General features: G+C 66.7%; 16 protein-coding genes. 5 read left to right on the plus strand and 11 right to left on the minus strand.

From position 1 onward, the window contains the following. Positions 1-2: 2 nt before the first annotated feature. From ACW9UR_RS02025 to ACW9UR_RS02050, 6 genes are read right to left on the minus strand one after another with little or no spacing between them, the layout of a single operon-like run. Positions 3-938, minus strand: a complete 936-nt coding sequence (locus ACW9UR_RS02025) for a 2-hydroxyacid dehydrogenase (protein ID WP_458915230.1) — start codon at positions 936-938, stop codon at positions 3-5. A gap of 10 nt (positions 939-948) precedes the next feature. Further along, positions 949-2,094: a rod shape-determining protein RodA gene (gene rodA / locus ACW9UR_RS02030; RefSeq protein WP_458915231.1), complete on the minus strand. Its 1,146-nt coding sequence runs from the start codon at positions 2,092-2,094 to the stop codon at positions 949-951. Then, positions 2,091-4,031 carry a penicillin-binding protein 2 gene (gene mrdA, locus ACW9UR_RS02035; protein WP_458915232.1) on the minus strand — a complete coding sequence of 647 codons (1,941 nt, stop codon included), beginning with the start codon at positions 4,029-4,031 and terminating at the stop codon, positions 2,091-2,093. The genes rodA and mrdA overlap by 4 nt, the downstream gene beginning before the upstream one ends. Then, complete coding sequence (locus tag ACW9UR_RS02040; RefSeq protein ID WP_458915233.1) at positions 4,028-4,564, minus strand: hypothetical protein; 537 nt, start codon at positions 4,562-4,564, stop codon at positions 4,028-4,030. The genes mrdA and ACW9UR_RS02040 overlap by 4 nt, the downstream gene beginning before the upstream one ends. After that, a complete protein-coding gene (gene mreC, locus ACW9UR_RS02045; RefSeq protein ID WP_458915234.1) occupies positions 4,561-5,490 on the minus strand; it encodes a rod shape-determining protein MreC in 930 nt (309 codons plus the stop codon). The genes ACW9UR_RS02040 and mreC overlap by 4 nt, the downstream gene beginning before the upstream one ends. Positions 5,491-5,539: 49 nt before the next feature. After that, positions 5,540-6,580, minus strand: coding sequence for a rod shape-determining protein (locus ACW9UR_RS02050; protein ID WP_458915235.1), 1,041 nt, complete (start codon positions 6,578-6,580; stop codon positions 5,540-5,542). A 259-nt stretch (positions 6,581-6,839) separates the two neighbouring features. Here ACW9UR_RS02050 and ACW9UR_RS02055 point away from each other — a divergent pair, with 259 nt between their 5' ends. Next, entirely contained in the window at positions 6,840-7,601 is a 762-nt protein-coding gene (locus ACW9UR_RS02055; RefSeq protein WP_458915236.1) for a hypothetical protein, read from the plus strand. Positions 7,602-7,812: 211 nt separating this feature from the next. On the opposite strand, the gene ACW9UR_RS02060 is transcribed toward ACW9UR_RS02055, so the two are convergent. Continuing rightward, entirely contained in the window at positions 7,813-9,366 is a 1,554-nt protein-coding gene (locus tag ACW9UR_RS02060; protein WP_458915237.1) for a 2-isopropylmalate synthase, read from the minus strand. Between the two features lie 269 nt (positions 9,367-9,635). On the opposite strand from ACW9UR_RS02060, the gene ACW9UR_RS02065 reads away from it, so the two are divergent. Both ACW9UR_RS02065 and ACW9UR_RS02070 read left to right on the plus strand, forming a co-directional pair. Further along, the gene (locus ACW9UR_RS02065) at positions 9,636-9,962 is read left to right on the plus strand and encodes an ArsR/SmtB family transcription factor (protein ID WP_458915238.1); all 327 of its coding nucleotides are present in this window, start codon (positions 9,636-9,638) and stop codon (positions 9,960-9,962) included. Next, the gene (locus tag ACW9UR_RS02070) at positions 9,955-10,395 is read left to right on the plus strand and encodes an SRPBCC family protein (protein ID WP_458915239.1); all 441 of its coding nucleotides are present in this window, start codon (positions 9,955-9,957) and stop codon (positions 10,393-10,395) included. Before ACW9UR_RS02065 ends, ACW9UR_RS02070 begins: the two co-directional genes overlap by 8 nt. 28 nt (positions 10,396-10,423) lie before the next feature. Here the strand turns inward: ACW9UR_RS02070 and ACW9UR_RS02075 are convergent, their stop codons facing one another. Continuing rightward, on the minus strand, positions 10,424-11,215 hold the full coding sequence (locus ACW9UR_RS02075) for a glutathione S-transferase family protein (RefSeq protein WP_458915240.1): 792 nt from the start codon (positions 11,213-11,215) through the stop codon (positions 10,424-10,426). Positions 11,216-11,308: 93 nt separating this feature from the next. Between ACW9UR_RS02075 and ACW9UR_RS02080 the strand changes: the two genes are divergently transcribed. Together ACW9UR_RS02080 and ACW9UR_RS02085 are read left to right on the plus strand one after the other, a co-directional pair. Then, a complete protein-coding gene (locus ACW9UR_RS02080) occupies positions 11,309-11,956 on the plus strand; it encodes an SDR family NAD(P)-dependent oxidoreductase (protein WP_458915241.1) in 648 nt (215 codons plus the stop codon). Further along, positions 11,950-13,482 (plus strand): cryptochrome/photolyase family protein, encoded by a 1,533-nt coding sequence (locus ACW9UR_RS02085; RefSeq protein WP_458915294.1) that lies wholly within the window; start codon positions 11,950-11,952, stop codon positions 13,480-13,482. The genes ACW9UR_RS02080 and ACW9UR_RS02085 overlap by 7 nt, the downstream gene beginning before the upstream one ends. On the opposite strand, the gene ACW9UR_RS02090 is transcribed toward ACW9UR_RS02085, so the two are convergent. The 3 genes from ACW9UR_RS02090 to ACW9UR_RS02100 form a co-directional block, all read right to left on the minus strand. After that, positions 13,479-14,252 carry a transporter gene (locus ACW9UR_RS02090; protein WP_458915242.1) on the minus strand — a complete coding sequence of 258 codons (774 nt, stop codon included), beginning with the start codon at positions 14,250-14,252 and terminating at the stop codon, positions 13,479-13,481. The genes ACW9UR_RS02085 and ACW9UR_RS02090 overlap by 4 nt on opposite strands. 73 nt (positions 14,253-14,325) lie before the next feature. Then, complete coding sequence (locus ACW9UR_RS02095) at positions 14,326-14,775, minus strand: DMT family transporter (protein WP_458915243.1); 450 nt, start codon at positions 14,773-14,775, stop codon at positions 14,326-14,328. 58 nt (positions 14,776-14,833) lie between these two features. Beyond that, positions 14,834-15,403: a dihydrofolate reductase family protein gene (locus ACW9UR_RS02100; RefSeq protein WP_458915244.1), complete on the minus strand. Its 570-nt coding sequence runs from the start codon at positions 15,401-15,403 to the stop codon at positions 14,834-14,836. Positions 15,404-15,501: the final 98 nt, after the last annotated feature.

Genomic DNA, 15,501 nt, shown 5'->3' on the forward strand with positions numbered 1-15,501 from the left:
GTTCAGTAACCCCGTTCCCGGTCCACGAGATGCAGCAGCGGCTCGCCCCGCTCGGCGCGGGCGATGTTCTGGATCACGGAGCGCGCCGCCGTCGCCGGCCGCGTCGGCGCCGAGATATGCGGCGTCACGGTCACCTTCGGATGCGCCCAATAGGGATCCTCGGGCGGCAGCGGTTCGGTCCGGAACACATCCAGCGTCGCGTGGCCGATCTGCCCGGCGTCGAGTGCAGCCAGCAGGGCCGCGTCGTCGATCAGCGTGCCGCGCCCGGCGTTGATAATTACCGCCCCGCGCGGCATCTGCGCCAGACGCTCGGCGTTCAGCAGGTTGTTGGTCTCGGCGGTGGCCGGCAGCAGCAGCACTAGGATCTTCGCGCGCTGCAGTACCTGATCCAGCCCCTCGGCTCCGTGCGCGCAAGTCACGCCCGGCACCTCGCGCGGCGAACGGCTCCAGCCGATGACGTCGAAACCGAGGCCGCTCAGAGTGCGCGCGCAGGTCCGGCCGAGCTCGCCCAGCCCAAGCACCCCCACTGTGCGGTCGCGGGCCAGCGGCGCGGGGTCGTCATTCCGCCAAATCCCGTCCTGCCCGGTGATGTGCCGGTCGATCCCGAGGTGATGGCGCAGTACATGGCCCGTCACCCATTCGCGCATCCCCTCGACCAGACCGGGGTCCACCATCCGCGTCAGCGGTTGTGTCAGCGTCGGGTTGCCGACGATCTTCTCGACCCCGGCCCAGAGGCTCAGCACTGCGCGAGCGTTCGTGTAGGGCGTGAAATCCGTCAACCCGCCGCTGGCAGTGTAGACGATATAGTCGATCGCCGCCGGGTCGGGCGCATCGAACACCAGCTCTGCCTCAAGCCCCTCTTCGGCTAGTGAGGCGGCCAACTCGCGGCCATAGGTCTCGCGCTCGTCGGCGCTGCCGGCGTAGAGGATCTTCGGCATGGATGCTCCGTCAGGTCTGGCGTGGGCGGTGAACGTGGGCGCTCTGGATAAGGCCGAAGGCGGCCAGCAGCACCAGCATCGCCGAGCCGCCGTAGCTGACCAGCGGCAATGGCACGCCCACCACCGGGATCAGCCCCATGACCATCGCCATGTTCACCGAGAAGAAGAAGAAGAAGGTCGCCGCGATCCCCGTGGTCAGCAACGAGCCGAACCGGTCCCGGTTCCGCATCGCCGAGACCATCGCGAAAACCACGACCAGCGCATAGATCCCCAGCAGCGTCACCGAGCCGACAAAGCCGAACTCCTCGGCCAGGGTGGTGAAGATGAAGTCCGTGTGCTTCTCGGGCAGGAAGTTCAGCCGGGTCTGCGTGCCTTCCATGAAGCCGCGCCCGGACAGTCCGCCCGAGCCCAGGGCGATCTTGGACTGGGTGATGTGATAGCCCGCGCCCAGCGGGTCGGTGCTGGGGTCGATGAAGGTCTCGATCCGCCGGTACTGGTAGTCCTTCAGGATCTGCCAGGACGTGCCCTTGCTTTCCAGCACCAGCATGACCATGCCGACGCCAGCGCCCACGGCAGCGGCGAAATACCAGATCGAAACGCCTGCGGCGAACATCACCACGCCCGCGCCAGCGGCCAGAAGGATTGCCGTGCCCAGGTCCGGCTGGGTCAGCACCAGCCCCATCGGGATCAGCGTCAGGAAGATCGGCGGCAGCAGCCATTGCGGGCGCGAGACCTTCTCGGGCGGCAACCAGTCGTAATAAAGCGCCAGCACCATCACCAACGCGATCTTCATCGGCTCGGAGGGTTGCAGGCGCATGAAGCCGAGGTCGATCCAGCGCTGCGCGCCCATGCCGACGGTGCCGAACAGTTCGACGATCACCAGCATCACCAGGCAGACTATGTAGACCAGCGGCGCGACCGAGCGCCAGAACCTGATGTGCACCATCCCCACCAGCAGCATCAGGCCCATGCCGATGCCGAAGCGCACCATTTGACGGTTCGCCCACGGATCGAACGAGCCGTCCGCGACTGAGTAGAGCATCAGGAAGCCCGCCGCCGAGATCGTCGACAGCAACACCACCAGCGCCCAGTTCATGTGGACCAGCTTCATCAGGCCGGTAGGTGCCTGCCGCTGCGTGCGGTCGATGACGGTCATGCGCGGTCGCTCCCGCCCGACGGACGCTCTGGACCCTCAGGCTGCGGCTCCTCGGCGCGCAGGCGCTCGATTTCCTGCCGCTCGCCGGGCGGATATGCCGCCAGCGGCGGCGTCGGTCCGTAAAGCGCGCGCATCATGATGTCCCGCGCGACCGGAGCCGCCGCGGTCGAACCGCCGCCGCCATGCTCGACCACCACGGCCACCGCGTAGCGCGGGTTGTTGTAGGGGGCATAGGCCACGAAAAGTCCGTGGTCGCGCCGGTTCCAGGGCAGGTCCTCGTTGCGGAAGACGCCGCGGGCGCGCTCGTCGGCGGTGATGTTGCGGACCTGGCTGGTACCGGTCTTGCCGGCCATCTCGTTCTCGGGATCGGCTATGCGCGCACGGTAGGCGGTGCCGCCGCTGCGATTGTTGACGACATGGTACATGCCGTCCCGCACAAAATTCAGCGCCGCCGGGCTCAACCCCAGGTCCGCTGGCTCCGGTCGGTCCTCCGGGCGCCCATCCTTGGCACGGATCAGCGTCGGCTCGACCGCGCGGCCTGTCGCGATACGCGCCGTCATCACCGCCAGTTGCAGAGGCGAGGCCAGCACGTACCCCTGTCCGATCCCGGCATTGAGCGTGTCGCCAACGCGCCAACCTTCGTCATAGCTTGCCTGCTTCCAGGCCTTGGTCGGCGTCAATCCGGCGGTGATCGCGGGCATCGGAAGATCGTGCTTGATCCCGATACCCAGGCGGTTCGCCATCTCGGATATCTTCTCGATCCCGACCTCGCGCGCGGTGTCGTAGTAATAGACATCGCAGGAGGATTTCAGGCTGTCGCGCAGGTTCACGTGGCCATGCCCGCCGCGCTTCCAGCAGTGGAAGCGCCGGTTTCCCAGCGTGTAGTATCCCGGGCACCAGACGGTGCTCTTCGAGTCCACGACCCCGGCCTCGAGTGCAGCAAGCGCGACCACCATCTTGTAGGTCGAGCCGGGCGGGTAGGCGCCCGAGACGGCCTTGTTCGATAGTGGCCGGTAAGGATCGTTCAGGAGCGTGTTCCAGTTGTCGTAGCTGATCCCGAAGACGAAGGCGTTCGGGTCGAAACTGGGTGACGAGGCCGAAGCGAGGATCTCGCCTGAGCGCACGTCCATGACCACGGCGGCGGCGCTCTGACCGTCCATCCGCTCGAGCGCATAGGCCTGAAGTTCGCTGTCGATGGTCAGGTGCAGGTCCTGGCCAGGCGCGCCCTCGCGCCGGTCCAGCTCGCGCATGACCCGGCCAAGGGCGTTCACCTCGATGCGGCTGGCCCCGGCCGAGCCGCGCAGATTCTCTTCCTCCCGGACCTCGACGCCGGACTTGCCGATCTGGAAATCAGGGATCTGCAACAGCGGGTCCGGGTCCTCGATGCTTTCCAGGTCCCGTTCGCTGACCGGGCCGACATAGCCGACCACATGCGCGCCGATGTCATGCTGCGGATAGTGCCGTGTCAGGCCCACCTCGGGCAGCACGCCGGGCAGGGCAGGGGCGTTGGCGGCGACACGGGCGACCTCTTCCCAAGTCAGGTGCTCGGTCACGGTGACCGGCACGAAGGCCGAGCGGCGCATGATCTCCTTCAGCGCCTTGTCCTTGCGGTCCTCGGACAGCGGGATCAGCCGCGAGAGCTTGTCGAGCACCTGCGCCACGTCTCCGGCCTGCTCGCGGATGATGACGACGCGGTAGTTCTGTCGGTTCTCGGCCAGGGCGATACCGTTGCGATCCAGGATCAACCCGCGCGCCGGGGCCAGCAGCCGGATGTTCATCCGGTTCTCCTCGGCCAGAAGGCGGTACTTGTCGGCCTCCTCGACCTGCAACTGGCGCATCCGCCAGCCCAGCCCGCCCGCGACCGCAAGCTGCGCGCCGATCAGCATCAGCCCGCGGCGGGTCATCCGTCCCTGCATGTTGATCGTCGGCTTCTTCATGCCACCCGTCCCAACCTGCGCGACCTTTCGGCGGGCTTCGGCGCCCGCACGCGCAGCACATAGTGCAGCAGCAGCGCCACCAGAGGATAGACCGCCGCCGTGGTCGCGAACAACTGCACGGTGATCCCGCCAGTGGGCCGCTCCACCAGCGCCAAGGCCAGCACCAGAGACTGGCCGATCAGCGCCAGCGCCAGCAGCCCGGTGAAGGCCGCCCATTCGAAGATGAAGGGCCGCGAGATCAACCCCGCCCGCTGCGAGGCCATCCCCTCGACCAGCAGCAGGCTCGCCAGCGCCCAGAGCCCCACGGGCCGGTCCTGCAGCAGATCCGCCAGCAGCAGGACCGGTGCGAGCAGCAGCAGCGGCATGTTTTCCGGCTGGCGCACGATCCAGGCGGCGGCCAGCGCCAGCAGGAGGTCCGGCTGCACCATGTGCTCGGCCTGCAATTGCAACGGCAGCAGCTGCGAGAGGATCACGCAGAAGCTGATGACCACGAACAGCACCGTGTGCAGCGGGGAGGCGCTTCGCCCGCTCATTCCGCAGCCTCTGCGGTCTCGTCCAGCGCATCGGGTGCGGCGCTTTCCTCCAGTAGGTGCGGCGGAACCGGCGGGCCGATCAACTCCCCGGTGCCCGGGATCTGCTCGGTCGGGGCCTGGCGCAGGACACGGATGAACTCGAGGGCGCCATAGTCGGCGGCGAGGCGCACGCGCTGCCGCCCCGACTGGTCCAGCGCCACCGTGCCCACCAGCAGGTCCGAGGGGAAGATGCCGCCATCGCCCGAGGTCACGACCCGGTCGCCCGGTCGCACGGCGGCGCTGTCCTCGACGAACTCCAGCAGCGGCGCGTTGGTGTTGTTGCCCGTGACCAGCGCCCGCTGCCCCGAAGGCTGTATCACCGCCGGCACGCGGCTGTTGATGTCGGTCAGCAGGATGATCCGCGCGGTCCGGTCGCCCACGCCAGAGATCCGGCCCACAAGCCCCAGCCCGTCCACGGCGGCCGAACCGTCGGCCACACCGTCGATCCGGCCGATGTTCAGCAGCGCCGACTGCCGGAAGGGGCTGCCGCTGTCGGCCAGCACCTCGCCGGTGATGAAGCCGATGCGCGGGCTGAGCCGCACGTTGTTCAGCGCCCGCAGCCGGGCGTTCTTTTCCTCGAGCTGAAGCGCGGCCTCGCGCCAGCCCTTCATTCGCTGAAGCTCCCGGCGCAGTTCGCGGTTCTGCTCGTAGACGCGGTCCAGGGTCTCGTATTCCGAGATCATCCGCGTCAGCGTCGTTACCGGGCTGATCGTGAAGTCGAAACTGGGCAGCAGCCGGTCCATCAGCGTCATCCGCAGATGCTCAACCCGCGGATTGTCGATCCGCCACAGCAGGAACAGGCCCAGGAACAGCACGCAAATGCCCGCCAGCAACACCCGGCGGACCGAGCGCCACATGGCCGAGGCATCGTCATTTCCGCGTGACACGCCCGTCTGCTCCCTCTGAACGGGCCGGTTGATCCGGCCCGCGACTCCGTCAGTTGCCGAAGTCTATCACATGCGCGAGCTGCTGTTCGTATTCCAGGCTCTTGCCGGTTCCCAGCGCCACGCAGTTCATCGTCTCGTCCGCGATCGAGATCGCCAGCCCGGTCTGCTCACGCAGCGCCAGGTCCAGATCGCCCAGCAGCGCGCCGCCGCCGGTCAGCATCACGCCGCGGTCGACGATGTCGGCGGCCAGGTCCGGCGGGGTCGATTCCAACGCGGTCATCACCGCCTCGCAGATTTGCTGCACCGGTTCGGCCACCGCCTCGGCGACCTGCGCCTGGGTGACCTCGGTCTCTTTCGGGACACCGTTCAGAAGGTCGCGGCCCCGGATCTCCATCGAGGCGCCGCGGCCGTCGTCCGGCATCCGCGCCGATCCGATCGAGGTCTTGATCCGCTCGGCGGTGGCGTCGCCGACCAGCAGGTTATGCTGCCGGCGCAGATAACTGATGATCGCCTCGTCCATGCGGTCGCCGCCGACGCGGACGGAGCGTGCATAGACGATGTCGGCCAGCGACAGCACGGCGACCTCGGTGGTGCCGCCGCCGATGTCCACGACCATGTTGCCGGTCGGATCGGTGATCGGCATACCGGCGCCTATGGCCGCCGCAATGGGCTCGGCAATCAGGCCCGCCTTGCGCGCGCCCGCCGACAGTACCGATTCGCGGATCGCCCGCTTCTCCACCGGCGTCGCGCCGTGAGGCACGCAGACGATGACCTTGGGCTTCGCCCAGGACCCGCCCTTGTGCACCTTGCGGATGAAGTGCTTGATCATTTCCTCGGCGACGTCGAAATCGGCGATGACGCCATCGCGCATCGGCCGGATCGCCTGGATCGAGCCGGGGGTGCGCCCCAGCATGAGTTTCGCGTCCTCGCCGACGGCCAAAACCTGCTTGTTGCCGTTCTTGATCTGATAGGCGACGACCGAGGGTTCGTTCAGCACGATCCCCTTGCCCTTGACGTAGACCAGGGTATTCGCCGTGCCGAGGTCAATCGCCATGTCGGCCGAGAACAGCCCCGAAAGTGCCCCAAACATCCAGTACGCTTTCCGTGATTTGCCTGCGCTTGGCCGTGCGCCCAATACGTCCGCTCGGCCACGTCCGCCGCGCACAGCAGCGTCGGTATACGCCGCTGGTACCCGAAAGGTAAAGGGCGGATGGGCCGGGTGACGCAAGGATTGGGCGGAATCTTGCGGGTTTCGCCGCTGGCTGCACAAGGATTGGGCTGGACAGCGCGGCCCCGCGGCGGCTACCCCGTCGGCTGCACAGATCCGAACCGGAAAGCCGCAACCGCCGATGTCCAGCGATTTCATCGTCTTCGCCACCCCTCGAACCGGCTCCTACAACCTCGTCAGCCTGCTCGATTCCGCGCCCGATCTGGTCTGCTATTCCGAGATCTACAAACCGCGCTGGGTCGAGTTGCCGCCCGAGGTGCGCGAGGAATTCGGCCTGCGACCGAAGGACACGGAGGGCCGCGACGCGCTTGGACCCGACCTGCTGGCCCGCCTCTCCGCCCGGCATCCGGGGCAGGCGGTCGGCTTCAAGTTGTTTCCTCAGCACCTTCAGGACAAACCCTTCCTCGAGGCGCATCTCAACGACCCCGCCCGCCCGGTGGTGATCCTGTCCCGCGCCTTCCTCGAGATCTGCGTCTCGCTGCTCACGGCGCAGGCGACCGAGAAATTCGTCCAGCGTGACCCGGACGCACCCCGCGACCGGGTACAAGTCACCGTCGGACCCGACGAACTGCGCAAGGTGCGCGGCGTGCTGCACCGGTTCCGCAAGCACGCGCGCGCGCTGCGCGAGGTCCCGGGCAAACCGGTCTTCGACATCCGCTACGAAGAGGTCGGCAACCCCGAGGTCATGGCCCGCCTGCTGAAATTTCTCGGCTCGAGCGCGACGCCCGAGCAGCTGTCCAGCAGCTTCTACCGGCAGACCTCGGGCCGCCTGCACGAGCGGGTCGCCAACTGGGACGAACTGGTCGTCCACCTTCGCGCCACAGACGATGTCGCGCTGCTAGGTGAAGCCGGCTACCGCGCCGACGGCACGCCCTGGGGCTGAGGCCCGGTCTTCCATGTTCCCCAAATATCCCCGCCGGAGGCATCCGGCGCATGAACGGGGCGAACGGTCAGATCACGGCGCCGCCGCCCGCAACAGGCCAAGTTCTACCGGCACAAGGTCACCTAGCCGCCAAAAACCTTGAAGAAATCAAGTGTAGAACGACAAGTGGATGAACAGCGCCGCGCCCGATGCCCGGGCGCGGCGCAGATCCTCAGGCCGAGTAGAGCGTCGCCTCGGTCGTGCGCTTGTGCTTGACGATCAGCCGGTTCAGCGCGCCGACATAGGCCTTGGCCGAGGCCACGACCGTGTCCGTATCCGACGCCTGCGCCGACGAGATCCGGCCGTCATCCTCCAGCCGCACCGACACCGTCGCCTGCGCGTCGGTGCCTTCGGTCACTGCATGCACCTGATAGAGCGCCAGCGTCGCCTCGTGCGGAACCAGCGCGCGGATCGCGTTGAAGACCGCGTCGATCGGCCCGTCGCCCTGGGTGGTGATCTGCCGGTCCTCGCCGTCGATGGTCAGGGTCAGGTCGGCGGACTGCGGCGCCTCGGTGCCGCAGATCACGCGCAGGAACTTGACCTTCACCAGGCCCTCCCCGGCGCTGGTGCTGTCGGCCATCAGCGCGATCAGGTCGTCGTCGTAGACCTCCTTCTTGCGGTCGGCCAGCGCCTTGAACCGCACGAAGACGTCCTTCAGCTGGTTGTCGCCCAGCTCGAAGCCCAGGTCGCTTAGCTTGGCACGCAGCGCCGCCCGACCCGAGTGCTTGCCCATGACCAGGTTGGTCTCGGTCAGGCCGACATCCTCGGGGCGCATGATCTCGAAGGTCTCGGCGTTCTTCAGCATCCCGTCCTGGTGGATGCCGCTTTCATGCGCAAACGCGTTCTTGCCGACGATGGCCTTGTTGTACTGCACCTGGAAGCCCGAGACGGCCGCGACCCGGCGGCTGATCTGCATGATCTTGCGGGTGTCGATCCCGGTCCGGTAGGGCATGATGTCGTTGCGCACGCGCAGGGCCATGACGACCTCTTCCAGCGCGGTGTTGCCCGCGCGCTCGCCCAGGCCGTTGATCGTGCACTCGATCTGCCGCGCGCCGGCCTCGACCGCAGCCAGGCTGTTCGCCGTCGCCATGCCCAGATCGTTGTGGCAGTGCGTCGCCCAGATCACGTCATGCGCGCCGGGCACCTTCTCGCGCAGCATCCGGATGATGTCGGCGCTTTCGCGCGGGGCGGTATAGCCCACGGTGTCGGGAATGTTGATCGTCGTGGCCCCGGCGGCGATGGCGATTTCGCAGACCCGCAGCAGGTAGTCGGGCTCGGTCCGGGTTGCGTCCATCGGCGACCACTGGATGTTCTCGCACAGGTTCCGCGCGTGGCTGACGGTGTCGTGGATCCGCTCGGCCATCTGGTCCATGTCCAGCTGGGTGATCTCGCGGTGCGTGGGCGAGGTGCCGATGAACGTGTGGATGCGCGGGCGCTTGGCGTGCTGCACGGCCTCCCAGGCGCGGTCGATGTCCTTGGGGTTGGCGCGCGCCAACCCGCAGATCACCGCGTTCTCGGTCTGCTGGGCGATCTTGCTGACCGCCTCGAAATCGCCCTCGGATGCGATGGGGAAACCGGCCTCGATGATGTCGACGCCCATCTCGTCCAGCATGCGGGCGATTTCCAGCTTCTCTTCCAGCGTCATCGTCGCGCCGGGGGACTGCTCGCCGTCACGCAGCGTGGTGTCGAAGATCAGGACGCGGTCCTGTTCGGGGTTCTGTGCCATGATGTTTGGTCCTTCAGCCTTGAGTTCGGGATGATGTGTCCGGCGCGGGCGATACTCCTCTGAGCGCGCGCGCCGTTATCCCGGCACGCTCAGAGGCGGCTAAGGAGAAGAAGGGCAGAAGCCTGGATGGCGGTGATCTGCGTCATGGCGCGGATCATAGCGGCAGGCATCACGAAGGGAAAGCCCGAATGGCACGCCCTTGACATGATACCTATCGGTTTCATATAAAATGAAGCCAAATGGTTTCATGTGAGTCGAAAGGAGTCCGAATGCACCAGACAGCGGATGCCGCCTTCCGCGCGCTGGCCGACCCGACCCGCCGGTCCATCGTCGCGCTGCTGGCGCAACAGGACCTGACCATCGGCGCGGTGGCCGAGAATTTCGACATGACGCGCCCTGCGGTCCGCAAGCACCTCGCCATCCTCGAAGAGGGGAACCTGATCCGGGTGGAACCGCGCGGCCGCGAACGGGTGACGCGCCTCCACCAGCCCGGCCTCGCCGCCGTCACCGGCTGGCTGGCTGACATCGACGCTTTCTGGACCGCCCGGCTGGGCCGCCTGAAAGCGGAAATCGAGAAAGGAAACGGAAATGCCTGATACACTCGTGGACACCATGCAGACCGCCGACCTCGTCAAGACGATCTTTATCAAGGCCGATCCCGGCACAGTCTGGGACTACCTGACGCTGAAGGCGCACCTGGGAAAATGGTACAACCCGGCCGAGGCCGATCTGGCTCCGGGCGCGCCCTACGCGCTGACCTCGAAAAAGACCGGCAAGCGGGTCGTCTGGGGCAAGGTGCTGGAATGGGATCCGCCCGCGCGGCTGGTCACGACCTTCATCGTCGAGCCGCTCGAAGGCCGCGAAACCACCGTCGCCTGGGACCTCGCCGCTGTCGCCGGGGGCACGCGGCTGACCATGACCCATAGCGGTGTCGTGCCCGAACACGCCGAGCATCTGCCGCTGCTGGGCCATCTCGACGAGGGGTGGGACCTGCACATGGGCATGCTGCGGAAGGCGTTCGCCGAATGAGCCGTCGGGGCCGGTTCCGTCCGGCCCCTTACACCAGCCCCAGTTCCGCGTCGCTGGCGATCCTGTCGTACTTGTCCTTGGGCGGCATCGGGCGCGCGGGCCAGTCCGGATCGAAGGTGAAACTGGACACCGTCCGCCCCTCGGGCAGTGCCCCGTTCCCGGCGCCCACGGCATAGTCGTAGTACAGCTTCACGATCCGCTCCGGGGTCACCTGCTGCGCCGCCGGGTGGGCCAGGCAGGCCTCACGCCAGCGCCTCACGCGGTCATACTCCGGCCCCTCGGGCAGCGCGAAATCCTCGTAATAGTCGAGGAACCAGAACCGCATCATCAGCGGCGTGAACACGACCTCGGCCAGCCCGAACCGGTCGAACAGCCACAGCCCGCCGGGGTTCCGCTGTTCGAGGAAATCGTTCAGCCAGCGGTAGTGGCCGAGCATCTCTTCACGGAACCCCGCGGTGCGCGCACGGTCCCGGTTCATCACCATCGTGTAGCCCGTGGTCACGAAGGCTGCCTCGCGGGCGATCATCAGCCGCTCCACGCCGCGTTCGAAGGCATCTTCGCGGGCGACCGACGTCCCGCCGAAGCGTTCCTCGACATAGCGCAGGATCACCAGGCTCTCGCGCAGGATTCGGCCGTCCTCGGTCTCCAGCACCGGCAGCGGCACCGAGCCGTTGGTTTTCGCGACCAGCCAGTCCGGCCGGGGCCTCGTGATGTCGACGACATGAAATTCGACCGCGTCGCGCAGTCCCTTGAGTTCCAGCAGGATCTCGATCCGTTGCGAGAACGGGCAGACGGGAATGTGGTAGATGATCGGTCGCATGGGTCCTCCGGTGCGGCACGCTAGCAGCCGCGCTGGAAACGGCAATGGGTCGCGCCATCTTTGCTGCTCATGGAATTGAGACCGGACATACGCGTGCTTCTGATCGGTGCCTCGGGCGGTATCGGCCGTGCCCTGGCCAAGGCCCTTGGAACGGCGCAACTGACGACGCTCAGCCGCTCCGCCGACGGGCTCGACCTGGCCGACGAGGCCAGCATCGCCACCGCGGCCGAGCGGATTGACGGCCCGTTTGACTTGATCTTCGACGCCACTGGCGCGCTCGAGATCGACGGTCACGGGCCGGAAAAGGCGCTCTCCCAGATCGACCCGCAGGCGATGGCCGCCCAGTTCGCGCTCAATGCCATCGGCCCGGCGCTGTTGCTCAAGCATTTCGGCCCGAAACTAAGCCGGGAGGGCAGGGCGGTCTTCGCCACGCTCTCGGCCCGGGTCGGCTCCATCGGGGACAATCGGCTGGGCGGCTGGATCAGCTACCGCGCCTCCAAGGCGGCGCTGAACCAGATCGTGCGCACCGCGTCTATCGAGATGACGCGCCGCAACAAGGAAAGCATCGTCGTTGCCCTGCACCCGGGCACCGTGCAGACCCCACTGACCCACAAATACGTGGGGGAAAAGGCGACCCCGCCCGATGTGGCCGCCGCCAACCTGCTCCGCGTGCTCCACGCCCTGCGACCGCAGCACACCGGCGGCTTCTTCGACTACGCCTTCAAGGAAATCCCCTGGTGACGCGCCTGATCCTCGTGCTGGGCGACCAGCTGACGCCCACGCTCTCGGCCCTGTGCGAGGGCGACCCCGAGCGCGACGTCGTGGTCATGGCCGAGGTCCGCGACGAGGCGACCTACGTTCGCCACCACAAGAAGAAGATCGCCTTCACCTTCGCCGCCATGCGCCATTTCGCGGAAACCCTGCGGCAGGACGGCTGGGCCGTCGCCTATTCGCGCTTTGACGATCCCGAGACAGGCCGCTCGATCTGTGCCGAACTGATGCGCCGCGCGAAAGAGCATGACGCCGATCACGTTCTGACCACCCTCTGCGGCGAGTGGCGTCTGCGCGACGCGCTGGAAAACTGCCCGGTGACGGTCAAGACGCTGCCAGATGACCGGTTCATCACCCCGCAAGGGGCCTTCGACGACTGGGCCGAGGGCCGCAAGTCCCTGCGGATGGAGTATTTCTACCGCGAGATGCGCCGCCGCACCGGCCTGTTGATGGACGGTGACGATCCCGAAGGCGGGCAATGGAACTACGACAAGGACAACCGCAAGCCCGCGAAGGCCGACCTCTTCATGCCGGAGCCAATGCGGCACACGCCGGACGAGATCACCGACGAGGTGCTGGACCTCGTCGAGCGCGAATTCCCCGACAACCCCGGCGACCTGCGCCCGTTCTGGTTCGCCACCGATGCGACGGCGGCGAAGCGCGCGGCGACCAAGTTCATGAAAGAGGCCCTGCCACGTTTCGGCGACTACCAGGACGCGATGCTGCGCGGCGAGCCGTTCCTCTATCACTCGATCCTGTCGGTCTACCTGAACGCCGGTCTTCTGGACCCGCTCGACCTGTGTCGGCAAGCCGAAGAGCAGTACCGGCAGGGCAACGCGCCGCTCAACGCCGTCGAGGGCTACATCCGACAGATCCTCGGCTGGCGCGAATACGTGCGCGGCATCTACGACCGTGAGGGACCGGACTACACGGCGCGCAACCAACTGAACGCCAGCCGCGACCTCCCCGTATTCTACTACGACCCCGAGGCCACCGACATGGCCTGCGTCCGCGCTGCTGTCGCGCAGACGATGGAACACGCCTATGCCCACCACATCCAGCGCCTGATGATCACCGGCACCTTCGCGCTGCTGGCGGGGATCGATCCGCATCAGGTCCACGAATGGTATCTCGAGGTTTACGCCGACGCCTATGAATGGGTCGAGGCGCCCAACGTGATCGGCATGAGCCAGTTCGCCGACGGCGGGCTTCTGGGCTCGAAGCCCTATGCCGCGTCGGGCGCCTATATCGACCGCATGTCCGACTATTGCGGCGACTGCGCCTATTCCGTCTCGACGAAACGAGGAGAGGGGGCCTGCCCGTTCAACCCGCTCTACTGGGATTTCCTGCACCGCAACCGGGACAAGCTTTCAGGCAACCCCCGTATGGGTCAGATGTACCGGACCTGGGAGCGGATGAAGGATGACACGAAGAGAGAGACGCTGGAAAGCGCGAAAGCGATTCTGGACCGCCTCGACGCGGGGAAGCGCGTCTAGCCCTTCGGGAAGATCATCGTGAACAGGAGGCGCGCACCCAGGCCCTCCGGCCCGCCCGGAGCCGACTCGGCCCAGTAGCGTGCGCCGATGCCGACGCTGACGGGCTGCTTGCCGATGGTCAGGACCTTGCTGGCGATCGCGTTGATCGGGACCGACCACTGGTCGTTCTCCCAGTCATAGGTCGACTCGCTGTTCAGCGAGAACGTGTAGGCACTCGGGGTGGTGTAGGCGACGAACGGCTGCAGGAAAGTATTGCTGATGTCTTGACCGCCGACAGACCAGATGTGGTTCGCCAGCCCGCCATAGGTCCATGGCCCCTGCACCTTCAGCGCCACCGCTGTCGGGCCGATGCCGAAGGTCTTGGCCGAGAAGTCGTCATCGCCCGACGGGATCAGGAACACCGGCCCCGCGCCCCAGATCCAGCCGCCAGCGGTGGGCTCCTTGGGCGAGAAGAACGCGCTCTGCACGATGTCGCCAACGCCGAACGCATCGGTGCCCGGGCCGTTGGTTCCGATCACCGGAACGATGGTCCGCGAGATCAAATTCCAGTTCTCGTTGATCGAGATCGGAATGACAGGCTGGATGTTCAGCGTCCAGCGGTCGGTGTCGTCGTTCGGCCCGATGTCCTGGTCGTAGTTCAGCTGGAACGGCACGCTGATCAGGTCCGCGACCGGGTTCGACAACTGCTGTGCGAGATCGGCGTCGGCGGCATGGGCGTCAGCACCGGAAACGGCGAGCAGGGCAGTACAGGCGGCGACGAGCTTTTTCATGTGACCTTCCCCCAAAATCCCCTTCGGGAAGGGTACGTCACAGGTGACCATGCGACAACTGTGACGCGAGGCCTCAGCCTTTCTGAACCATCACCGCGCCGATCAGTACCAGCGCCAGCCCGGCGATCCGCAGCGCCGAGACGGGCCGGTTCTCCAGCCCGAAGGCGCCGAAATGATCGGCCAGAGTTGCGCCGACCAACTGGCCCGCGACGATGCACACGAAGAACACCAGCGCCCCGGTGACCGGTGCGATGACGATCGCCCCGCCCACGAAGAGCGTTCCGATGAACCCGGCGAGGTAGGCCCACCACGGCACGCTCGCCAGCGCCGCCCGGCTGAGCCCCGCTCCGGTGCCCATGACGGCAAGCAGCATCAGCGCCCCCAGGAAGGCCACGAAGATGGAGATGGTCGTCGCGACGGCCGGACTGCCCACGGCGGCCGCCAGCACGGCGTTGATCAGCGGCTGCATCGCGACGAGCGCGCCCAGCAGGACGGCGGCGAAGGCATAGAGCATGAAATGCATGGGGAACCCCGGGAGCTATCCCGAGGCGCATAGCATCTCGCGCCGGGCGCGCATAGTCTCAGGCGCGGACATAGCGCGCGAGTATCGCGCCGGTGTCCATGGTGCGGTTCTCGGCCAGCCTCAGGTCGACCGGCCCGCCGTGGTCCTGGAACAGCCGCGTGCCCCCGCCGAAGAGCGCCGGGATCGTCAGGATCGACCATTCGTCCACCAGCCCGGTCCGCATCGCCGACTGCGCCATGCGGGCGCCCGCGAACAGCACGATGTCCTTGCCGTCCTTCTTCCTTTCGGCAGCCAGCACCGCATCGGGCTCGCCCTGCGCCGCCTCGCTGTTCGTCCAGGTCTCGGCCAGCGCGTAGTTGCGCGAGAACACGATCTTCCGTGTGCCGTTCATGAATCGCGCGACGTTACGCTGAGGCTCCGGCGTTTCGGGTGCAGCTTCCGCTTCGGGCCAGTAGGCGGCCATATAGCGGAAGGCGATCGAGCCGAAGATCATCAGGTCGAACCGCTCCGTGAGGGTCGTGGTCCAGTCATCGAGATCCGGTGACCATTCCGGCGCGATGAACTGCCCGCCGGGGCCTTCGATGAACCCGTCGACGCTCTGGAACATGGAAATGACGAGCTTGCGCATGGAACTGCCCCCCAAAATGGAATTGCCCCCCAAATGAGTCCACTTGCGACCTGCAACTGGTTGAACCCTGCCTCAACCACTTTTAACTTGCAACTGGT

The organism is Halovulum sp. GXIMD14794 (assembly GCF_054457455.1).